Origin of the sequence: Nocardioides sp. PD653-B2 (genome assembly GCF_002117935.1) — a bacterium.
GTDB lineage: Bacteria > Actinomycetota > Actinomycetes > Propionibacteriales > Nocardioidaceae > Nocardioides.
In genome coordinates, this window is the sequence record NZ_BDJE01000037.1 from 33,001 (window position 1) to 53,681 (window position 20,681).

The window sequence follows — 20,681 nt, forward strand, 5'->3', positions numbered from 1 at the left end:
CGCCACGTGGATCTTCCACCCGAACGGGTGCCGGGGCGGCCACAATGGGGAGCATGAGGCCGCAGGTCGTCGCTCACCGCGGCGCGAGCCACGACAACGCCGAGCACACCCTGCGGGCGTACGTCGCGGCGCTCGACGACGGCGCCGACGGGCTCGAGTGCGACGTCCGCCTGACCGCCGACGGACACCTCGTCTGCGTCCACGACCGCGACCTGCGCCGTACGGCGAGCATCCGCGGGCTGGTCTCGACGATGGAGCTCGCCGACCTCGACCAGCTGGACTTCTCCTCCTGGAAGAACCCGTGGAACGACCTCGACGACGAGGCGCCGGTGCGCGACGAGCGGCTCGACAAGGTGCTCACGCTGCGCACCCTCCTCGAGGTCGTCGCCGACTACGACCGCCGGGTCGAGATCGCGATCGAGACCAAGCACCCCACGCGCTACAGCGGCCTGGTCGAGCGCCGCCTCGTCGAGCAGCTGCGGCACCTGGGCTGGGACCGGATCGGCTCGCCGGCCCGGGTGATGAGCTTCTCCTGGACGGCCCTGCAGCGGGTCGAGCGGCTCGCCCCTGCGGTGCCGCTGGTGATGCTCCTCGACACCGCCCGGCAGTGGCCGATGATGCGCCGCATGATCGGGCCGGACTGGATCGTCGGTCCGGGCGTCCAGGTCCTCACCGACCACCCGCGCCTGGGGCCGCGGATCACCCGCAGCGGGCACGACATGCACGTGTGGACGGTGAACACCCAGACCGAGCTCGAGCTCTGCCTCGAGCTCGGCGTGAAGGCGGTCATCTCCGACCGCCCGGCCTACATGCTCGACCTGCTGGAGCAGCGCGAGGCCGGTGGTTGAGGAGGGACGACGTCCTGTCTCCCCAACCACCGGCTCGGCACCGCTGGCGCGACCCCGATAGGTTCAGGGCCATGGCGAAGAAGTCCCGCACCAAGGCCCGTGACCAGCAGACCGAGCCTGTCGAGGGCGCGGTCGGACCGCGTCAGCCCTGCCCCTGCGGCTCGGGCAAGCGGTACAAGGCCTGCCACGGTGCCGCCGGTGGCGCCCCCGACGTGTTCGTCGCCCGGCCCTTCGAGGGCATGCCGTCCGAGTGCGACGTGGTGGCGCTGCGCGAGCTGGTCCCGGCGGCCACCGCGATGCTGACGCTCGCGGACCACCCCGACCAGGTCGTGAAGCTCTGCTCGATGCTGCCCATGGCCGCACCGGCGATGGTGCGCGACAGCGGTGAGATCTGGCTCGGGCTCCAGGTCCAGCACAACTTCGGCGACCCCGCCCGCGACCTCGGCGCCGTGCTCACCGCCGCGCTCGCCGCGTCGGAGCCCGGCATCGTCGGCCTGACGACCCCTCCCGGCGAGGGACCGCGGCTCCAGGACCTGATCACCGACGAGTCGCTCACGATCACCGTCCACGACGGGTTCGACTACTGGATCTCGGACGTCGACGCGGACGAGCGGGCCGACATGGCCGCCGCGCTCGAGCAGGCCAACGACTCTGTGACGCCGACCGCCAAGCTCACGTCCGTCGAAGCGGCGTACTGGACCAACGTCGGCCCCAAGGAGCACCTGCGCTGGGTGATGCCCGAGCCCGAGGACCAGCTCCTCGACGCGCTCGCCCGCCTGCACGCGGCCGGCAAGGACGAGCTCGTCGCGGGCTCGCGGTTCGTGGGTATGTTCCGCGCCCACGGGCTCCTGGCGCCGGTCTGGGACCTCCCGGTCGGCACCGGGCCCGAGCCGCTGGAGGAGCCCGCGGAGCGCTTCGCGGCCGACCTCGCCGCGGCGCTCGCCGACACCTCCGACCTCACGCCCGAGCAGCGCGCCGCCCGGTCGGGTCTGGCGAACCGCCAGGTCACCATCAGGTGAATCCGCCGGGCGACGCGAATCACGCCCGTGAGGCGGCGTGTGAGTTGTCTCGGCCACCCCTCGCCCCGTAGATTCGCAACGCTCGGTCGTTGTCGCGTCCCCCGTCGGCAACGGCCGAGCGCCTTGCATTTCGGCTAGCCGGAGGTCCGGCGGAGCACCCACGGCTGGAGCCGGGCGTAGCCCTTCACCGGCGTACGCCGGGTCCGACGGAACGTGTACGCCGCGCCCGGGTCGGCCGGTGTCTCCTCGTCCTCCTCGCGGCGACCGGAGAGCTCCTCGTAGACGCCCCGGTCGGCCAGCACCGTGCCCGGCCGCGCGACCGAGGTCAGCCGGGCCGCGATGTTGACGGTCGGGCCGAAGACGTCGCCGAGGCGGCTCACGACGTTGCCGTGGGCGAGCCCGGCCCGCACCGACGGGAACGGGTCGCGGTCGTCGGCGCCCCGCTCGGTCATCAGCAGCGCGATCTCCGCCGCGTCGGCGACCCGGTCGGCGACGAAGAGCACCTCGTCGCCGATGGTCTTGATGATCCGGCCCCCGTGGTCGACGACCAGGCCGGTCGCCTCGTCCTCGAAGTGCTCGAGCCAGCCGACCAGCTCGGCCTCGTCGAGGTTCTTGCTGCGGGAGGTGTAGCCGACGATGTCGACGAAGCAGACGGTCAGCGGGCTGGCCGTCGAGCCGGCCGACTCGACCGAGAGCGACCGGCCGGTGGCGCTCGCGAGGTGGCGGCGCCAGATGTAGGACTGCAGCGACTCGACGCGGGGGAGCACCGACATCGAGAGCTCGGTCAGCCGGCGGTCGGGGTCGTCGCTCTCGGTCGCGATGTCGGCCAGCAGCGAGGTCTGCCACTCGGCGAGGCGCGCGAAGCTGCGGCCCCAGGTGCGCACCAGCGCCGCCTGCGAGTCGGGCCCGAGGATCCCGAGCTCCATCAGGTCCTTGGTGAGCTCGAGCGCCTCGACGTCGGCGTCGGTGAACGCCACGTCGGCGTCGTCGGTCCGCGCGAAGCCCAGCAGCCGCCACAGCTGCTCGGCCACCTCGAGGGGCACCCCGGCCCGCTCGGCGACCTGGACCCGGGTGAGGTGGGGCGCCGCGCCGAGCAGCAGCTCCTCGACGGCCTCCTGCGCGCCGGCGGCGGGGGGCTGCTCGGGCTCGGCAGTGCTGTCCGGGGTCGTCAGGGTCGTCAGCTCTTCGGGAACCGCTCGAGCGCGACCGCGGAGATCGCCTCCTTGAAGGAGGGCATCTCGTCACAGAGCCGGCGCACGGCCTCGTCGGTGAAGTGGATCATGTCGAGGGGCGTGAGCGCGACGATCGACGCGGTGCGCAGGGAGTGGTTGACGATCGCGGCCTCGCCGACGATGTCGCCCGGGCCGAGCTGGGCGATCTCCTGGCCGTGCTGGCGGACCGAGACCAACCCGTCGAGCACGATGTAGGCCTTGTCGGCGGGGGTCTTCTCCCAGATCGGGGACCAGCCCTCCGGGACGCGCACCCGCGTGCCGGCCGCGCTGATGCGCGCGATCTCCTCGGGTGTGAACGCGTCGTAGAACGAGTCAGCCATGGCGTGTGCCTTTCGCGGTGGGTCCTCCCGCGGCGAAGCCTTCCGCTCGTGACGGGGGTGTAAACCGTGGTCCGGACCGGTCAGCCGACGGGCAGCGGCTCGCGCGAGATCGGGCAGCTCATGCACCGCGGTCCGCCGCGCCCGGAGCCGAGCTCGGAGCCCGCGATCCGGACCACCTCGATGCCGGCCTCCTCGAGGCGCGCGTTGGTCTCGTCGTTGCGCTCGTAGGCGACGGCCACCCGCGGCGCGAGCGCGAGCGTGTTGTTGCCGTCGTCCCACTGCTCGCGCTCGGCGGTGACCGGGTCGAGCCCGGTGTCGATCTGGTGCAGCGTGTCGATCTCCATCGCCTTCGCTGCCGCCACCAGGAACGGCTCGGCGTCGGCGACGTCCAGCTCGAGGTCGCGGTCGTCCTCGGCGCGGTCGGCGAGCGTGACGGCGTACGCGCGCAGCGAGTCGGCGACGTTGGGGTACATCACGATCTTGTCGACGTCGACCATGGTGCACACGGTGTCGAGGTGCATGGTCGCGCGCTCCTGCGCGATCGGGACCGCGAGGACGGTGTGGGCGAGATCGGCGTGGAACACCTGGCGGGCGAAGCGCTCGACACCGGCCGGTGTCGTGCGCTCGCCGACACCGACGGCGATCACACCGGGCGCGAGCAGCAGCACGTCGCCGCCCTCGACGTGCTCGTGGTGCCAGCCGTGGATCTTGCGGGTGCCCTGGAAGCGCGGGTGCTCGGTGTAGATCAGCTCGGTCAGCTGCGTCTCGCGGGAGCGGGCCGGCATCGCCAGCGAGGTGACCGCGACCCGGTCCCGCACCCACACGCTCGAGTCGCGGGTGAAGAGCAGGTTGGGCAGCGGGTCGATGAGGAAGTCGTCGCTGGCCAGCAGCGAGGTGACGATCCCGAAGCCGCCGCGCACCTCGTCGTTGCGCACCCCGGCCGTGAGGTAGCCGGTGAGCTCCTCGGGGGAGAGGTCGCGCATCACCCGCGCCAGGTAGCCGCGCATCGTGTCGCCGAGGTGCAGCCCGGAGAGCGTGGTCGTGATCGCGTGGTTGCGCGCGGCCTCGCTGGCGAGCGTCTCGGTCAGCAGGTCGGTGAGGTAGAGCACCTCGACGCCGCGGCCGCGCAGCGCCTCCGCGAAGTCGTCGTGCTCCTCCTGGGCGCGGCTGACCCACGGGATCCCGTCGAAGAGCAGTCGGTCGTTGTTGCGCGGCGTGAGCCGCTTCAGCTCGTTGCCCGGCCGGTGGAGCATGACGGACTGGAGGGTGCCTACTTCACTGTCGGCGCCGTGCGGGAATGCCATGCCCAGACTCTAGGTCAGGAGCTCGTACGCCGTAATGCTCGCGAGCACCAAGCAGACCCCGGCGCCGACGTAGTGGAGCACGTGCAGCTTCACGAACCGCTGCAGCTGGCGTCCCGCGGCGACGGCGAGGCCGCTCACGAGGAGCAGGGCCCCGAGCGCGCCGATGAAGACGGCGACCGGTGCCTCGTACTTCGCGACCAACGAGATCGTCAGCAGCTGGGAGAGGTCGCCCCACTCCGCGGCGAACAGCACCAGGAAGCTGGCCAGCACGGCCCGCCAGCCGTGCACGTTCGTGGCCTCGGGCTCGTCCTCGGACTCGGCGGCGGCCTGGTGGCCACGCCCCTCGCGGATCAGGATCACCGCGCCGATCAGGAACATCAGCCCGGCGCCGGCCTGCACGACCTCCTCGGGCAGGAACGTGACGGCGTGGCCGAGCAGCACCGCGACGACCGTCTGCACCGTGAACGCCAGCCCGACGCCGATCCAGACCAGGATCGGGCGGTACTTCGTCGCGAGCACGAGCGTCGCGAGGAAGGTCTTGTCGGGCAGCTCGACCACGAAGATGGCGAGGAAGCTCAGGCCGATGACGACCGGGTCCATCAGACTCTCCCACTTGATGTCAGGGTTCGATGAAGGCGCGGCTCAGGGCCTGCGCCTCCGTGAGCACGTCGTTCACCGGACGCCCGAGAGCGGCCGCGGCGAGGGCGACGTCGTCGTACTCGGGCTGTGCGTTGACCACGACACCCTCGTGGCGGGCGAGCTTGACGGCCACCTGCTGCCCGTCGACCTCGATGACCACGATCTCACGGTCCAGGGCGTGCTTGGTCAGCGGCTGCTCGCGCAGGCCGATGGTCGAGGTCTGCCGGAAGATCGCCGACCGGACCCCGGGTGCGCGGGCGCTGTCGACCAGGACGCTGAGCGTGTGGGCCGGTCGGCCCTTCTTCATCAGGATCGGCGTCAGCCAGGCGTCCGACGCGCCCGCCTCGAGCAGCGCCGCGATCACGGCCGGCCAGACCCGCGGGTCGAGGTCGTCGACGTTGCACTCCATCAGCAGCGGTGCCGTTCCGGCGGTGGAGGAAGGACCCGGTCCGGTCTCGGAGCCCCGGAACAACCTCACGACGTTGGCGTGACCCTCCGGGTCGCGCCCGCCCGCCCCGACCCCGATCGCGTCGACGGCCATCACCGGCTGCGGTCCCCAGCCGGTCGCGAGGGTGGTGAGCAGCGCGGCGCCGGTCGGCGTGCACAGCTCCATCTCGGGTGCGCCGGCCGGCCCGGCGTACGACGGGACGCCGCGGAGCAGCTCCGCGACCGCCGGTGGCGGGACCGGGAGGGTGCCGTGGGCGGCCCGGACGGTGCCGGAGCCCACCGCGACGGGGGAGACCGTCACCGCGGCGGCGCCGAGGTGGGCGAAGCCCGCCGTCACGCCGACCACGTCGGCGATCGCGTCGAGCGCGCCGACCTCGTGGAAGTGCACCTCGTCGGGGGTCGTGCCGTGGACGGCGGCCTCGGCGACCGCCAGCCGCTCGAACACCGCCACCGCCAGCTCGTCGTCCCCGAGCAGGGCCCGGACGTCGTGCCAGGTGCGGTGGTGGTGGGACTCGGCGACAACGACGTGGACGCGGGTGGCGGCCAGCCCGCCCCGGCGCACCGACTCGACGCGCAGGGTGATGGGTTCGGGGGCGACCGCGTCGATCGCCTCCTGCATGACCTCGACGGGGACGCCGGCGCCGACGAGCGCACCGAGCAGCATGTCGCCGCTCGCGCCGGAGGACGCGTCGATCCAGACCGTGTCAGTCATGGGCGCGGCTCTGCCGGGCCACGCGGGCGGCGTGCACGCCGGCGCCGTAGCCGTTGTCGATGTTCACGACGGTGACCCCGGGCGCGCAGGAGTTGAGCATCGCCAGCAGCGCGGCGACGCCGCCGAGGGAGGCGCCGTACCCGACGCTGGTGGGCACCGCCACGAGCGGGACGCCGGTCAGCCCGCCGACCACGGACGGCAGCGCGCCCTCCATGCCGGCGATGACGACCAGGCAGTCGGCGGCGGCCAGGCGGTCGCGGACACCGAGCAGGCGGTGCAGCCCGGCGACGCCGACGTCGTCGATCCGGTCGACCGCGGCGCCGTGCACCCGGATCGTGAGGGCGGCCTCGGCGGCGACCGGCGCGTCCGACGTCCCGGCCGCGACCACGGCGACCGTGCCGTGCGTCGGGGGCAGCGGGCCGAGCGTGACGGCGCGGGCCACCAGGTCGATGTCGGCGTCCGGCAGGGCGTCGGCCACGACGTCGAGCGCCTCGGGCGCGAGCCGGGTGGCGAGGACCGCGCGCTCGGGGTGCTTGTCGTGGAGGGCCCGGAGGATCGCCACGATCTGGTCGGGGGTCTTGCCCGCGCCGTACACGACCTCGGGGTCGCCGGTGCGCGCCGCGCGGTCGACGTCCACGCGCGCGAAACCGAGGTCGGCGGTCCGGGGGTCCTGCTGCTCCACGGGGTGAACCTACTCGGCGGGCTACGCCTCGCTGCGGAACGGGTCGGCTGGGTAGACCCCGAGCACCTTCACCTCGGTCGTGAAGAACGCCAGCTCCTCGAGCGCGTTCTTCAGGCCGACGTCGTCGGGGTGCCCGTCGACCTCGGCGAGGAACTGGGTGGCGGTGAACTGACCGCCGACCATGTAGCTCTCCAGCTTGGTCATGTTGACGCCGTTCGTCGCGAAGCCGCCGAGCGCCTTGTAGAGCGCGGCCGGCAGGTTGCGCACGTTGAAGATGAAGCTGGTGACCACCGGGCCGTTGCCGGCCGGAGCCTCGACGTAGTCGCGGGAGAGGACCACGAACCGGGTGGTGTTGTGGTCCTCGTCCTCGACGTCGTCGGCCAGGATCTCCAGCCCGTAGATCTCGGCCGCGAGTGGCGGGGAGAGCGCGGCCTGCGTCGGGTCGCCGTACTCCGCCACCTCGCGCGCCGCGCCGGCGGTGTCACCGGCGATGACCGGCTTGAGCCCGTGCTCCCGGATGAACCTGCGGCACTGGCCGAGCGCGTGCACGTGGCTGTGCACGGTCGAGATCGTGTCGAGCGTGGTGCCGGGCAGGGCCATGAGCGCGAACCGGATCCGCAGGAAGTGCTCACCGATGATGTGCAGGCCCGAGTCGGGCAGGAAGTGGTGGATGTCGGCCACCCGCCCGGCGATCGAGTTGTCGATCGGGATCATCGCGAGGTCGGCATCGCCCGACTCGACGGCAGCGAAGACGTCCTCGAACGAGGCGCACGCCAGCGCCTCCCACTCGGGGTAGTGCTCCTTGCACACGATGTGGGAGTTGGCGCCGGGTTCGCCCTGGTAGGCGATGCGTCGAGTCACGGTCCCATCGTTCCACGCTCGGCCCGCCGACCGGCTTCCGTCTCCCCCGGTGGTTGAGCACCGGAGGCCATCACCGCCGCAACGTCGAGTCGGCGCCGGTGCAACGGCGGGTCACCGGGGGAAGGTGAGGGATGGCTGCCTAGTCTCGGAGGCGTGGAGATCATCGCGTCGTCGGCGCTCGTCGTCGGCCTGCTCGGGCTGCTGCTGTCGGTCGTCGCGCTGCGGCGGGTGAGCGCCGGCAAGCGGCGTACCGGCGTGGAGGCACTGCCCGAGGACGTGCACGGCCTGCGCCAGGAGGTGGCGGCGCTGCGCGCCGAGGCCCAGGACGCGCTGCGGCACCTCGCGGTGGTCCGGTACGACGCGTTCGGCGACATGGGCGGCCACCTGTCCTGGTCGCTCGCGCTGCTCGACGACGGTGGGCACGGCGTCGTCCTCACCTCGATCCACGGGCGCAGCGAGGCCCGGACCTATGCCAAGAGCATCACCGGGTGGAGCTGCGAGCAGCAGCTGTCGCCCGAGGAGCTCGAGGCGATCGAGCACGCCCGCCCGTGACCACGCCGGGCAAGCAGCCGAAGAAGCCCAAGACCCCCAAGACGCCCCCGCTGCTGCGGGTGCACGGCCTGCGCAAGAAGTTCGGCGACGTCGAGGTGCTCTCCGGGGTCGATCTCACCGTGACGGCCGGGAAGGCGCTGGCGCTGCGCGGGCGCAACGGCGCCGGCAAGTCCACCCTGCTGCGCTGCATCACCGGCGTCGACGCCCCGACGGGAGGCACGGTGGAGCTGGACGGCCTCCCGGTCGACGAGCGGTCGGTGACGATCCGGCGCGACCTCGCGATCGTGCTCGACGACATGGACTTCTTCCCCGACCTCAGCGTCGTCGAGCACCTCGACCTCTTCGCCCGCGCGCACGGCGTGCCCGATGCGGAGGCCCTGGTCGACGACGTGCTGCACGAGGTGCGCCTGGTCGGCCAGGCGGCCCAGCTGCCGGGCACCTTGTCGTCAGGACAGAAGCGGCGGCTCGCGCTCGCGAGCGCGTTCGTGCGCCCGCGCCGGCTGCTCGTGCTCGACGAGCCCGAGGCCCGGCTCGACCAGGCCGGGCTCGAGTGGCTGACCGAGCGGCTGCTGCGGGAGAAGGCCGACGGGCTCGGCATCCTGCTCGCCAGCCACGACCCGGACCTCGTCGCGGCCGTCGCCGACCGGGTCCTCGACCTCGACGAGCTGTCCCCGTGACCGCCCGGGCCGCCGAGGTCCGGGAGCTGCGCTCCCAGATCCGGGTCTGGCGCCGGGGCCGCGTCGACACCAGCCTGATGGAGGCGGTCAGCGACGCGTACGTCGTGATCTTCTCCGCCCTGGTGCTCGGCGCGATGGCCGTCAGCGTGATCGTCAACCTCCGGGTGGTGACCTCCGGCGCGTGCTCGTCGGTCTCCTGCCTGGACGCCCGCGACGCGCTCGGCTGGCTCTTCGGCCTGGCCGCCGTCACGGTCGTGCTCGCCGGCGCCCGGCTGCTCGGCCCGATGCTGGTCTCGCCCGCGGTCGGCACGTGGCTGCTCACCGCACCGCTCGACCGCACGGTGCTGGTGCGCGGCCGCCTGGTCGTCTCGTCCGTCGTGGCCGCCCTCGTGGGCGCGGTCCTGGCCGCGGTCGGGGCGACCCTCAGCGACTACCCGCCCGCGGTCGTCGGCTGGCTCACCGGGCTGGTCGCCGTCGTGTGCGTCCTGCTCGTCGGCGTCGCGACCGTCTCCCAGGCGCGGGGGCAGCTGCCGGTCCGGGTCCTGGTCTGGCTGCTCGGCGTCGCCTTGTGGGTCGGCCTCGTGCTGGTCGCGCGCGACACCGTGCCGGCCGGGCTGCACGTGCCGGACGTGGCCCTCCTCCGGCCGGCGATCGGGGTCGCCGGCGTGCTCGCGCTCCTCCTGCTGGTGCTCGCCTACCGCAGCCTCCGGCTGATCCGCCGGGAGCGACTGGTCTCCGGCGGTGCGCTGCTGCCGGGTCTGTCGGGGGCCCTCGCCAGCCTCGACCTCACGCTCTTCTACGACATCCTCGTGTCCCGCCACTGGCGCTCGAAGAGCACCGTCCGGGTGGTCCGCGGCCGGGGCTCGGGGGCCCGTGCCCTCGTGTGGCGCGAGGTGGTGCGGCTGCGCCGCAACCCGCAGGTGCTGGTCGGCCTCGCCGGCGCCCTGGTGCTGCCCTACCTCGCCACCGCCCTCGGCCTCGGCCACGCGATGGTCGTGGTCGTGACGCTCACCGGCTTCGGCGCCGGGGTCGGCCTGTTCACCTCCCTGCGGGTCCTGAGCCGTACGGCGAGCCTGCTGCGCTGCTTCCCCCTGCCCGCACCGGCCGTCAAGGCCGCCTGCCTGGGGGTCCCGGGTGCCCTGCTGGTGATCTGGTCGCTGGGCGCTGCGCCCGCGGTGCACGACGCCATCGGCGGGCCATGGGGCCCGAGCGTCATCGTGGCGCTGGCGTGCGGCGTGACCGTCGCGACGGCGGCCGTGCGCTGGATGACCAGCCATCCGCCCGACTACCAGCTCCCGTTGATCACCTCGCCGATGGGTGCGGTGCCGACCTCGCTCTACTTCAGCGTGCTCCGCGGCTTCGACGTGCTCCTCCTCGGCACCGTGCCGCTGCTCGTCGCGCCGACACCCACCGGTGCCGCCGTCTCGGTGGGACTGATGTCGCTCGTGCTGTCGTTCCTCGTCGGCCGTCCCTGACGGCACCGACCGTGACGACCGCCCGTCACCGAGCGGCTGGAACCCGGACCCGCCCCGAGGGGGACCCCTATGCTCCGCCCATGAACCCGATGCGGTGGATGGCGGTCAAGCTCGGCGGCCAGCCGTGGTTGTCGAAGTACTCCCGGCTGATCGTCGGCTCCGACAAGCTGATCCAGCGGCTCACCCGGGGCCGGGTGACGATCATGATGGCGACCGGCCTCAAGGAGCTGGTGCTGCAGGTGCCCGGTCGCACGACGGGCATCCTGCGCACGACCCCGCTGCTGTGCGTCCCGCACGGCGACGGCTGGCTGGTCGTCGGCTCCAACTGGGGCGCGCCGACGCCGCCGGCCTGGGCGGCCAACCTCCGGGCGGCCGAGGAGCCGCTGGTCACGTACCGGGGCCGCACGGTCGCCGTCACGGCGCGCGAGCTGCAGGGCGCCGAGCGCGAGGAGATCTGGGCGGTCCTGGTCGAGGAGTGGCCGAACTACCAGAAGTACGCCGAGCGCACCGATCGCGAGCTGCCGGTCTTCTGGCTCACGCCTCGCTACGGCTCCAGCGTGTAGCCCAGCCCGGGCGTGGTCACCAGGTGCACGGGGTGCGCCGGGTCGGCCTCGAGCTTGCGCCGCAGCTGCGCGGCGTAGACCCGCAGGTAGTGCGACTCGTGCTCGTACGCCGGTCCCCACACCTCACGCAGGATCTGCTCGCGCGACACGAGCCGGCCGACGTGGCGGGCGAGCAGCTCGAGGAAGGCCCACTCCGTGGGCGTCAGCCGTACGTCGGCGCCGCTGCGGGCCACGCGCTTGCGCGCCAGGTCGATGACGAGGTCGCCGACGACCACCTCGGTCGTCTCCGGACCGGCCTCCTGTCCGCGCCGGACGGCGGCGCGCAGCCGGGCCATGAGCTCGTTCATCGCGAACGGCTTGGTGACGTAGTCGTCGGCGCCGAGGTCGAGCGCCTCCACCTTGTCCTCGCCGTGCTGACGTGCGGAGAGCACGACGATCGGCACCTTCGTCCAGCCGCGCAGGCCGGTGAGCACCTCGGTGCCGTCCAGGTCGGGCAGGCCGAGGTCGAGCAGCACGACGTCGGGGTGCTCGGTGGCGGCGGCGTCGAGCGCCGAGCGGCCGTCGGCGGCCGTGACGACCTCCCAGCCGTGGGCGCGCAGGTTGATCGCGAGCGCCCGGGCCAGGGCGGGCTCGTCGTCGACGACCAGGACCTTGGGGCTCACGGCGACATCGACTCCGCGCGGGGGACGGACAGCACCAGGGTGAGCCCTCCGCCGGGAGTGTCCTCGGCGGTGAGGGTCCCGCCGAGCGCCTCGGTGAGGCCCCGGGCGACGGCGAGGCCGAGGCCGAGCCCACCCGCGGTGGCGTCGCCGAGCCGTTGGAACGGCTCGAACATCCGGTCCCGGAGCGCCGCGGGCACGCCCGGCCCGCGGTCCACGACCAGGATGTCGACGGACTCGGGCAGCACGTGCGCGAGCACGCGCACCGGCGCACCGTCCGAGACCCGCACGGCGTTGCCCACGAGGTTGGCCACGACCCGCTCGAGCAGCCCGGCGTCGGTGTGCACCAGGGGGGTGGTCTCGTCGACCTCGAGGGCGACGCTCCCGGGCGGGTGCCCGGCGACGGCGAGCGGGAGCACCTCCTCGAGGCTGCGGTCGGCGAGCATCGGGTGCAGCAGGCCCGACTCGATCCGCGAGAGGTCGAGCAGGTTGTCGATCAGCCGCTCCAGCTGACCGGTCGACGACTCGACCGCGCTGACCAGCTCGGTCCGGTCCGCGGGGTCGAGGGAGCCGGACGCCAGCCCGTCGACCGCCGTACGCATGGTGGCGAGCGGGGTGCGCAGGTCGTGGGAGACGGCGCGCAGGATGGCCGTGCTGGTCGCCTCGGCGCGCTCGAGCGCGGCGGCGCGGTCCTCCCGCTCGCGCAGCCGGCGGTACTCGAGCACCAGACCGGTCTGCACCGCGAACGCCTCGAGCACCCGTTGGTCGGTGGCGCGCAGCGGCGAGCCGCAGAGCACGATGACGTGGTCGTCGTCGACGCGGACCTGGGTGTCGCCCTCGTCGGGCGTGCACGCGTGCGGCGTGCCGCTCGAGGCCAGCACCTCCCAGCCGGCGGCGCCGCGCTTGAGCAGCGAGACGGCGGTCTGGTTGAACACCTCCTGGAGCCGGGCGACGATCGCCTCCGCGGTGTCCTGGCCGGTCAGCACCGAGCGTGACAGGGAGCCCATCGTCGCGGCCTCGGTGCGCGCCCGGGTGGCGTCGGTCGCCCGTCGCGAGGCGCGGTCGACGACGGTGGCGACGCCGACGGCGACGGCGACGAAGACCAGCAGTGCCACGAGGTTCGTCGGCTCGGAGATCGTCAGCCTGCGCACGGGCGGGGTGAAGTACCAGTTCATCAGCAGGAAGCTGCCGAGCGCCGCGACCAGCGCCGGCACCAGGCCTCCCACGAGCGCGACCAGCACGGTGACCGCCAAGAAGAGCAGCACGTCGACCGGGAGCTGGTCGGGGTCGCTGAAGACGTGCAGCACGACGGTCAGCAGGGCCGGCAGGAGCACGGACATCAGCAGCCCGACGACCTGGCGCCGGCGGCTGAGCGGGGAGAGGGACCGCCGGGTCCTGGCCGCGCGCGCGACCTGGTCGTGCGTGACGAGGTGGACGTCGATCGACCCGGCCAGCGATGCGATCCGGTCGCCTGTCGTCCCCGTGAAGAGCCGCCGGAGCCGCCCGTGCCGGGACACGCCGACGACGACCATGGTGGCGTTGGCGCCGGTCGCGAAGTCGACGACCGCGGCCGAGACGTCCTCGCCGACGACCGAGTGGAAGGTCCCGCCGAGCGAGGCCACCAGCTGCTGGGAGCGCGCGATCCGGGTCTCGGCCGGGTTGGCGAGGCCGTCGTTGGAGATGACGTGCACGGCGAGCAGCTCGGACCCTGCGGCGCGCTGGGCCAGCCGGGCGCCGCGGCGCAGCAGCGTCTCGCTCTCGGGACCGCCGGTGACCGCCACGACGATCCGCTCCTTGGCGGGCCACGGCTGCGCGATCTGGTGCGCCCGGCGGTAGTCGTCGAGCGCGTCGTCGACCCGGTCGGCCAGCCACAGCAGGGCGAGCTCGCGGAGCGCGGTGAGGTTGCCGACCCGGAAGTACGACGTGAGCGACGCGTCGATCTGGTCGGCGCGGTAGATGTTGCCGTGCGCCATGCGGCGGCGCAGCGCGTCGGGGGACATGTCGACGAGCTGGATCTGGTCGGCGGTGCGGACGACCTCGTCGGGCACGGTCTCGCGCTGCCGCACGCCGGTGATCCGCTCGACCTCGTCGTTGAGAGACTCGAGGTGCTGGATGTTGACCGTGGTGATGACGTCGATCCCGGCCCGGCGGATCTGCTCGACGTCCTCGGCCCGCTTCTCGTGCCGGCTGCCCGGCACGTTGGTGTGGGCCAGCTCGTCGACGCAGACCACCGCAGGCTGCCGCGCGATCACGGCGTCGGTGTCCATCTCCGTGAAGGTCGCGTCGCGGTAGGAGACCTCCACCCGGGGCACCACCTCGAGTCCGTCGAGCATGGCGACGGTCTGCTCGCGCCCGTGCGTCTCGACGTACCCGATGACCACGTCGGTGCCGCGCTCGTGACGCCGACGAGCCTCGCCGAGCATGGCGTAGGTCTTCCCGACGCCGGGCGCGGCGCCGAGGTAGACGGTCAGCCGCCCCCGGCGTCCGACCTGAGGATCGGCCTCCATGCTCACGATCCTGCCAGCACCCGCACCGCGATGTTGAGCTCGAGCACGTGGACGCGCGGTTCGCCGAGCACGCCCCACGTGCGTCCGGACGTGTGTTCGTCGACCAGGCGCCGGACGACGTCCTCGGTCAGCCCGGTGGCCTCGGCCACCCGGGCGACCTGGAGGTCGGCGTACGCGACGGAGATGTCGGGGTCGAGACCGGACCCCGAGGCGGTGACCGCGTCCGGAGGTACGTCGGACGGGTCGACGCCCTCGCGCCGGGCGATCTCGGCCTTGCGCTTCTCGATCGCCGCGATCAGGTCCGGGTTCTCCGGGCCGAGGTTCGAGCCGTAGCTGCTGAGCGGGTCGTAGCCGTCGCCCGCCGCCGAGGGGCGGTTCCGGAACAGTCGGTCGGCGTCCTCACCGCCGGCCAGCTGGCCGAGGAGCGCCGAGCCGACGGCGTCGCCGGCGTCCGTGGTGTGACCGCCGGTCGCCGTCACCAGGGAGCCCTGGGCCTGCCACGGGAAGGCCACCTGGGCGATCCCGGTGACGACGAGCGGGTAGGCGACGCCGAGGAGCAGCGTGGCCGCGATCATCACGCGGAGCCCGGCGAGGCTGTGCCGGAAAAGGGCGAAGAGGTCCGACATGTCGGTGCACTGCTTTCTAGAGGCCGGGGATCAGCGAGATGACGAGGTCGAGCAGCTTGATGCCCATGAAGGGTGAGATCAGGCCGCCGACGCCGTAGACGAGCAGGTTGCGGCGGAGCAGGTCGGCCGCCGAGGACGGCTGGTAGCGGACCCCGCGCAGGGACAGCGGGATCAGCGCGACGATGACCAGGGCGTTGAACACCACGGCCGAGAGGATCGCGGACTCCGGGCTCGAGAGCTGCATGATGTCGAGGACGTCGAGACCCGGGAACGCGACCACGAACATCGCCGGCAGGATCGCGAAGTACTTCGCGATGTCGTTGGCGATCGAGAAGGTCGTGAGCGCCCCGCGGGTGATCAGCAGCTGCTTGCCGATCTCCACGATGTCGATCAGCTTGGTCGGGTCGGAGTCGAGGTCGACCATGTTGCCGGCCTCCTTGGCCGCCATGGTCCCGGTGTTCATCGCGACCCCGACGTCGGCCTGGGCGAGCGCCGGTGCGTCGTTGGTGCCGTCGCCGCACATCGCGACCAGCCGCCCGCCGGTCTGCTCCCTGCGGATCAGCGCCATCTTGTCCTCGGGCGTCGCCTCGGCGAGGAAGTCGTCGACGCCCGCCTCCTCGGCGATCGCGCGGGCGGTGATGGCGTTGTCGCCGGTGATCATGACCGTGCGGATGCCCATGGTGCGCATCTCGTCGAACCGCTCGCGGATGCCCTCCTTGACCACGTCCTTGAGGTGGATCACGCCGAGCACCCGGGCGGGCCGCGACCCGACCTGCTCGGCGACGACGAGCGGGGTGCCTCCCGACGCACTGACCCCGTCGACGAGGACGGTGAGCTCACCGCCGGAGGTCTCCGCCGCGGGGACGCCGGTGCTGTGCACCCAGTGGGCGACGGCACTGGCGGCGCCCTTGCGGATCACCCGGTCGGGGAGGTCGAGGCCGCTCATCCGGGTGGTCGCGGAGAACGGGACCAGGGCGCCGCGGTCCGAGCCGGAGTCGTCGATCCCGCCGTACCGAGCGCGCACGAGGGTGACGATGCTGCGGCCCTCGGGGGTCTCGTCGGCCATCGACGACAGCAGCGCCGCCCGAGCGAGCTCCTCGAGGGTCACCCCGTCGAGCCGGAGCAGCTCGGTGGCCTGCCGGTTGCCGTAGGTGATGGTGCCGGTCTTGTCGAGCAGCAGCACGTCGACGTCGCCCGCGGCCTCGACCGCGCGGCCCGACATCGCCAGCACGTTGCGCCGCACCAGCCGGTCCATCCCGGCGATGCCGATGGCCGAGAGCAGCGCGCCGATCGTCGTCGGGACGAGGCAGACGAGCAGGGCGGTGAGGACGACCCACGACGGGTTGGTGCCGCTGTAGTCGGCGTAGTAGTAGAGCGTCCCGACGACCACGACGAAGATCGCGGTGAGCGCGGTGAGCAGGATGTTCAGCGCGATCTCGTTGGGTGTGCGCTGGCGCTCGGACCCCTCGACCAGGGCGATCATCCGGTCCACGAAGGACTGGCCCGGCCCGGAGGTGATCCGGACGACGATCCGGTCGGACAGCACGACCGTGCCGCCGGTGACCGCGGAGCGGTCACCCCCCGACTCGCGGATCACGGGCGCCGACTCCCCGGTGACCGCCGACTCGTCGACCGACGCGACCCCCTCGATGACGTCGCCGTCACCGGGGATCCGCTCGCCGGCCTCGACGACCACCACGTCGCCGGCCCGCAGGGAGGTGCTGGGGACCTGGTCCACCTGGAGGGCGGCCAGGTTGCCGGTGTACCTCAGCTGGTCGCTGCTGCCGCGGACACGGCGTGCGGTCGTCTCCTGCTGGAGTGCGCGCAGGCTGGCGGCCTGGGCCTTGCCGCGGCCCTCGGCCACGGCCTCGGCCAGGGTGCCGAACAGCACGGTCAGCCACAGCCAAATCGTGACGCCGACGGCCATCGTGCTCGGGTCGAGGACGGACATCACGGTGGTGGCCGCGGCGCCGATCTCGACGACGAGCATCACGGGGGAGGCCGCGACCTCGCGCGGGTCGAGCTTGCGCAGGGCAGCGGGCAGCGCCTCGACGAGCTGGCTGCCGAGGGAGCGCCGTACCGGCGCGGGGTGGTGGACGTTCACGACAGGGACTCCACGATCGGGCCGAGGACGAGCACCGGGACGTAGGTCAAGCCGACCACGACGACGGCGACGCCCGAGAGGAGGACCACGAAGAGTGGCCGGTGGGTGGGCAGGGTGCCGGCGCTGGGCGGGAGCTTCTGGCTCCGGGCGAACAGGCCGGCCAGGGCGAGGACGAAGACCATCGGCAGGAACCGGCCGAACAGCATGCACAGGCCGAGCAGCGTGTTCCAGAACGGCGTGCCCGAGGTGATGCCGGCGAACGCCGAGCCGTTGTTGTTCGAGGCCGAGGTGACGGCGTACAGGCCCTCGGAGAGCCCGTGCGGCCCGCTGTTCAGCAGGCCGGCGAGTCCGTCGGCGGCGGTGAGCCCGATCGCGCCGCCGACCAGCACCAGCACCGGGGTGGTGAGCACGTAGAACGCGACCAACGAGATCTCGCGCTGGCCGATCTTCTTGCCGAGGTACTCCGGCGTGCGGCCGACCATCAGGCCGGCGAGGAAGACCGTGACCACGGCCAGCATCAGCATCCCGTACAGGCCCGAGCCGACGCCGCCGGGTGCGACCTCGCCCAGCATCATGTTGAACAGCGCGACGCCGCCGCCGGGAGCGGTCAGGGAGTCGTGCATCGCGTTGACGGCACCGGTGGACGTGCCGGTGGTCGACGAGGCGAAGAGCGCGGACGCGGCCTCGCCGAAGCGGACCTCCTTGCCCTCCATCGCCCCGCCGGCGAGACCGGGTGCGGTCCCGGGAGCGGCCATCTCCGCCCAGGTGAGCAGCCCGACGGCGGCGCCCCACAGGACGGCCATCACCGCGAGGATCGCGCCGCCCTGGCGGCGGTCGCCCACGATGATGCCGAAGGCCCAGGCCATCGCGAACGGGATGACCAGGAGCAGGAAGATCTCGACGATGTCGCTGACGGGGGTGGGGTTCTCGAAGGGGTGGGCGGAGTTGGCGTTGTAGAAGCCCCCACCGTTGGTGCCGAGCTCCTTGATGGCCTCCTGGCTGGCGACCGGCCCGCCGGTGATGTCCTGCACCCCGCCGGTGAGCGTGTGCACGACCACCGGCTCGAGGAAGTTCTGCACGACGCCGAGGAGCACCAGCACGACGGCGGCGACCAGCGAGATCGGCAGCAGCACCCGGAGGACGGTGCGGACCAGGTCGGTCCAGAAGTTGCCGATCCGCCCCTCCTGGCGGTTGCGGGACAGGGCACGGGCGAACGCCGCCGCGACGGCCATGCCGACGCCGGCGGAGACGAAGTTCTGGACGGTGAGGCCCGACATCTGCATCAGGTGGCCGGTGGTCGCCTCGCCGGAGTACCACTGCCAGTTCGTGTTCGTCACGAACGAGACGGCGGTGTTCCAGGCACCGTCGGACGGGAGGCCCGGGAAGCCCAGCGAGAGCGGCAGGTGGTCCTGGAGACGGCCGAGACCGAAGAGCAGGAGGACGCCCATCAGCGAGAAGCCGAGCACCGACATCGCGTACGTGCGCCAGTGCTGGTCGGCGTCGGGGTCGACGCGCAGCACCCGGTACGACGCCCGCTCGACCGCGAGGTGCTTCGGCGACGTGTAGACGTGGGCGAGGTAGCGGCCGAGCAGCGGGACGGCGATCGCCAGGGCGAGGACCAGCACGGCGACCTGGCCGAGGGCGGGAGCGAACGAGCTCACCGGGACGACCTCCGGTCCAGGAAGCCCACCAGCACGGCGAGCAGGCCGAAGGCCACGAGGGTCAGGAGCACGAAGACGACGTCAGCCACGTCCTCCTTGGTAGCCGTGACGCGGCCCCGGGGCGGAGTCCCTTGACGGCTCCTTGACGGTCCTGGGCCGGTTCTTGACGGAGAACGACCGTTGCGTCAGCGAGGCACGCGGACGAGCAGCCGCCCGTGGATGCACTCCATGCGCAGCTCCCGGCCGGGCCCGATCGAGTCGCCGTCGAGCTGGCGGGGGGTGTCGGTGGCGGCCCGGACGACGATCGTGTGGCCGGTCATCCGGTTGACCAGGTCGTCGGTGCGCGGGCGGCGGGCCAGCACCCGGTAGGCCAGCGGGATCCAGGACAGGAACTTGCGGGGGTGCAGCAGCACCACGTCGAGGACGCCGTCGTCGATCGCGGCGTCGGGCAGCAGCGGCATGCCGGCCTGCAGGAAGCCGACGTTGCCGACCACGACCGTGCGGGCCCGGTGGCTGGTGAAGTCTCCTCCGTCGATCGACACCTCGACCTTCACGGCCGGGAACATCAGCGACTTCAGCGCGGAGAGCACGTAGGCGAGCCAGCCGACCCGCTTCTTGATGTCCTCGTTGACGCCCTCCATGATCGCGGCGTCGAAGCCCATCCCGGCCATCACCATGAAGTGGGTGGGCTCGAAGCCGTCACCGGAGACCTTGACCAGGTCGATGGCGCGGTCCTGCCCGGTGAGCGCGACGTCGATCGCGGCCCGGATGTAGAGGGGGATGTCGAGGTTGCGGGCGAGCAGGTTGCCGGTGCCCGCCGGCACGATGCCCACCGGGATGCCGGTGCCGGCGAGCTCGGCGCACACCTCGCGGACGGTGCCGTCACCCCCGCAGACCAGCACCAGGTCGGCCCCGGCGACCGAGGCGGCCGCCGCCATGCCGGTGCCCGGGTCCTCGATGGTGGTGTAGTGCCAGCTCGGCGTCGACCAGCCGGCCTCGCGCGCCATCGCCGCGACGATCGCCTTGAACTGCCCGACGTCCTCGACCTTGATCGGGTTCAGGATCACCGCGAGCTGCCGCTCGGAGACGTAGACCTCCGGCAGCGGCTCGACGCTGGCGGCGTGGCTGCGCGGCAGCGGGGTGTAGACGACGAGGCCCAGCAGCACGACCCCGACGCCGAGCAGGTAGCCGCCGAGCACGTCGCTCGGGTAGTGGCGACCGAGCAGGATCCGGTCGGCACCGACCAGGAGGACGACCAGCACCACCGCGACGTACGCCGGTCGCCGAACGTTGGCGCGCCGCACCAGCATCGACACGAGCACGATGACGACCCCGCCGAGCGCAGCGACCGAGGAGGCGTGGCCGGACGGGAAGGAGAGGCTGTGCAGGAACTCGTCGGGGTTCTGCCACGGCGGCCGGACCCGGTCGATCGCCACCTTGAGGAGCGTGGTCGCGACCGAGGTGACGACCATGACGCCGACGGTGAAGTACGCCACGCGCCGGTGCTTGCGCGCGAACATGAAGACCGCGAGCACCGCCGTGAGGATCGTCATCCCGAGGGTCCCGAAGACGTCCTCGATCACGTTCAGCGGCCGGCGCGCCCAGGGGGAGTCCACCGCCCACGTCTCGACGTGCTCACCGCGGTGGTCCAGGGAGGTCAGCGAGCCCCAGCCGTGGACAACCGCGAGCGACATCAGCGTGAAGAGCACGAAGCACAGCGCGGCCCAGGCGAGAGAGATCACGCGAGGTCGGTCGAGCACACGGGTCCCTTCGGAGAGGTCTGGTCGCCAGAA

The 20,681-nt window shown here is 72.6% G+C and carries 19 protein-coding genes; 6 read left to right on the top strand and 13 right to left on the bottom strand.

The features are described 5' to 3' along the window. The first annotated feature begins 53 nt into the window (after positions 1 to 53). Positions 54 to 848 carry a glycerophosphodiester phosphodiesterase gene (locus PD653B2_RS16520; protein ID WP_089503998.1) on the top strand — a complete coding sequence of 265 codons (795 nt, stop codon included), beginning with the start codon at positions 54 to 56 and terminating at the stop codon, positions 846 to 848. Positions 849 to 919: 71 nt separating this feature from the next. Further along, positions 920 to 1,867, top strand: a complete 948-nt coding sequence (locus tag PD653B2_RS16525) for a DUF5926 family protein (RefSeq protein ID WP_085873496.1) — start codon at positions 920 to 922, stop codon at positions 1,865 to 1,867. Positions 1,868 to 2,001: 134 nt separating this feature from the next. Here the strand turns inward: PD653B2_RS16525 and PD653B2_RS16530 are convergent, their stop codons facing one another. From PD653B2_RS16530 to PD653B2_RS16560, 7 genes are all read right to left on the bottom strand, one after another. Continuing rightward, on the bottom strand, positions 2,002 to 2,910 hold the full coding sequence (locus PD653B2_RS16530; protein ID WP_242665314.1) for an adenylate/guanylate cyclase domain-containing protein: 909 nt from the start codon (positions 2,908 to 2,910) through the stop codon (positions 2,002 to 2,004). A gap of 134 nt (positions 2,911 to 3,044) precedes the next feature. Then, positions 3,045 to 3,419, bottom strand: coding sequence for a Crp/Fnr family transcriptional regulator (locus tag PD653B2_RS16535; RefSeq protein ID WP_085873498.1), 375 nt, complete (start codon positions 3,417 to 3,419; stop codon positions 3,045 to 3,047). Positions 3,420 to 3,499: 80 nt separating this feature from the next. Beyond that, positions 3,500 to 4,723, bottom strand: coding sequence for an arginine deiminase (locus tag PD653B2_RS16540; RefSeq protein WP_085873499.1), 1,224 nt, complete (start codon positions 4,721 to 4,723; stop codon positions 3,500 to 3,502). Between the two features lie 9 nt (positions 4,724 to 4,732). Beyond that, positions 4,733 to 5,323, bottom strand: coding sequence for a TMEM165/GDT1 family protein (locus tag PD653B2_RS16545; RefSeq protein WP_085873500.1), 591 nt, complete (start codon positions 5,321 to 5,323; stop codon positions 4,733 to 4,735). Positions 5,324 to 5,342: 19 nt separating this feature from the next. Next, a complete protein-coding gene (gene larC / locus PD653B2_RS16550) occupies positions 5,343 to 6,521 on the bottom strand; it encodes a nickel pincer cofactor biosynthesis protein LarC (protein WP_085873501.1) in 1,179 nt (392 codons plus the stop codon). Then, positions 6,514 to 7,203 (bottom strand): nickel pincer cofactor biosynthesis protein LarB, encoded by a 690-nt coding sequence (larB, locus tag PD653B2_RS16555; RefSeq protein ID WP_085873502.1) that lies wholly within the window; start codon positions 7,201 to 7,203, stop codon positions 6,514 to 6,516. Before larB ends, larC begins: the two co-directional genes overlap by 8 nt. Positions 7,204 to 7,224: 21 nt before the next feature. Next, entirely contained in the window at positions 7,225 to 8,064 is an 840-nt protein-coding gene (locus tag PD653B2_RS16560) for a prephenate dehydratase (RefSeq protein ID WP_085873503.1), read from the bottom strand. 153 nt (positions 8,065 to 8,217) lie between these two features. On the opposite strand from PD653B2_RS16560, the gene PD653B2_RS16565 reads away from it, so the two are divergent. The 4 genes from PD653B2_RS16565 to PD653B2_RS16580 all read left to right on the top strand — a co-directional run bounded on the left by PD653B2_RS16565 (position 8,218) and on the right by PD653B2_RS16580 (position 11,331). Next, positions 8,218 to 8,616, top strand: coding sequence for a DUF4446 family protein (locus PD653B2_RS16565; protein ID WP_242665315.1), 399 nt, complete (start codon positions 8,218 to 8,220; stop codon positions 8,614 to 8,616). Between the two features lie 50 nt (positions 8,617 to 8,666). After that, complete coding sequence (locus PD653B2_RS16570) at positions 8,667 to 9,293, top strand: ABC transporter ATP-binding protein (RefSeq protein ID WP_085873529.1); 627 nt, start codon at positions 8,667 to 8,669, stop codon at positions 9,291 to 9,293. Continuing rightward, entirely contained in the window at positions 9,290 to 10,768 is a 1,479-nt protein-coding gene (locus PD653B2_RS16575) for a DUF6297 family protein (protein WP_085873504.1), read from the top strand. The genes PD653B2_RS16570 and PD653B2_RS16575 overlap by 4 nt, the downstream gene beginning before the upstream one ends. A gap of 80 nt (positions 10,769 to 10,848) precedes the next feature. Next, the gene (locus PD653B2_RS16580; protein ID WP_085873530.1) at positions 10,849 to 11,331 is read left to right on the top strand and encodes a nitroreductase family deazaflavin-dependent oxidoreductase; all 483 of its coding nucleotides are present in this window, start codon (positions 10,849 to 10,851) and stop codon (positions 11,329 to 11,331) included. Here PD653B2_RS16580 and PD653B2_RS16585 read toward each other — a convergent pair. The 6 genes from PD653B2_RS16585 to PD653B2_RS16610 form a co-directional block, all read right to left on the bottom strand. After that, a complete protein-coding gene (locus PD653B2_RS16585) occupies positions 11,313 to 11,993 on the bottom strand; it encodes a response regulator (protein WP_085873505.1) in 681 nt (226 codons plus the stop codon). The two genes, PD653B2_RS16580 and PD653B2_RS16585, sit on opposite strands and share 19 nt — an antisense overlap. Beyond that, positions 11,990 to 14,497, bottom strand: a complete 2,508-nt coding sequence (locus PD653B2_RS16590; RefSeq protein WP_085873506.1) for a DUF4118 domain-containing protein — start codon at positions 14,495 to 14,497, stop codon at positions 11,990 to 11,992. Before PD653B2_RS16590 ends, PD653B2_RS16585 begins: the two co-directional genes overlap by 4 nt. Before the next feature lie 2 nt (positions 14,498 to 14,499). After that, positions 14,500 to 15,123, bottom strand: coding sequence for a potassium-transporting ATPase subunit KdpC (gene kdpC, locus PD653B2_RS16595; RefSeq protein WP_085873507.1), 624 nt, complete (start codon positions 15,121 to 15,123; stop codon positions 14,500 to 14,502). Positions 15,124 to 15,139: 16 nt separating this feature from the next. After that, positions 15,140 to 17,227 carry a potassium-transporting ATPase subunit KdpB gene (kdpB, locus tag PD653B2_RS16600; protein ID WP_085873508.1) on the bottom strand — a complete coding sequence of 696 codons (2,088 nt, stop codon included), beginning with the start codon at positions 17,225 to 17,227 and terminating at the stop codon, positions 15,140 to 15,142. After that, on the bottom strand, positions 17,224 to 18,888 hold the full coding sequence (gene kdpA, locus PD653B2_RS16605) for a potassium-transporting ATPase subunit KdpA (protein WP_085873509.1): 1,665 nt from the start codon (positions 18,886 to 18,888) through the stop codon (positions 17,224 to 17,226). The genes kdpB and kdpA overlap by 4 nt, the downstream gene beginning before the upstream one ends. Before the next feature lie 185 nt (positions 18,889 to 19,073). After that, a complete protein-coding gene (locus tag PD653B2_RS16610) occupies positions 19,074 to 20,630 on the bottom strand; it encodes a diacylglycerol kinase family protein (protein WP_242665316.1) in 1,557 nt (518 codons plus the stop codon). Positions 20,631 to 20,681: the final 51 nt, after the last annotated feature.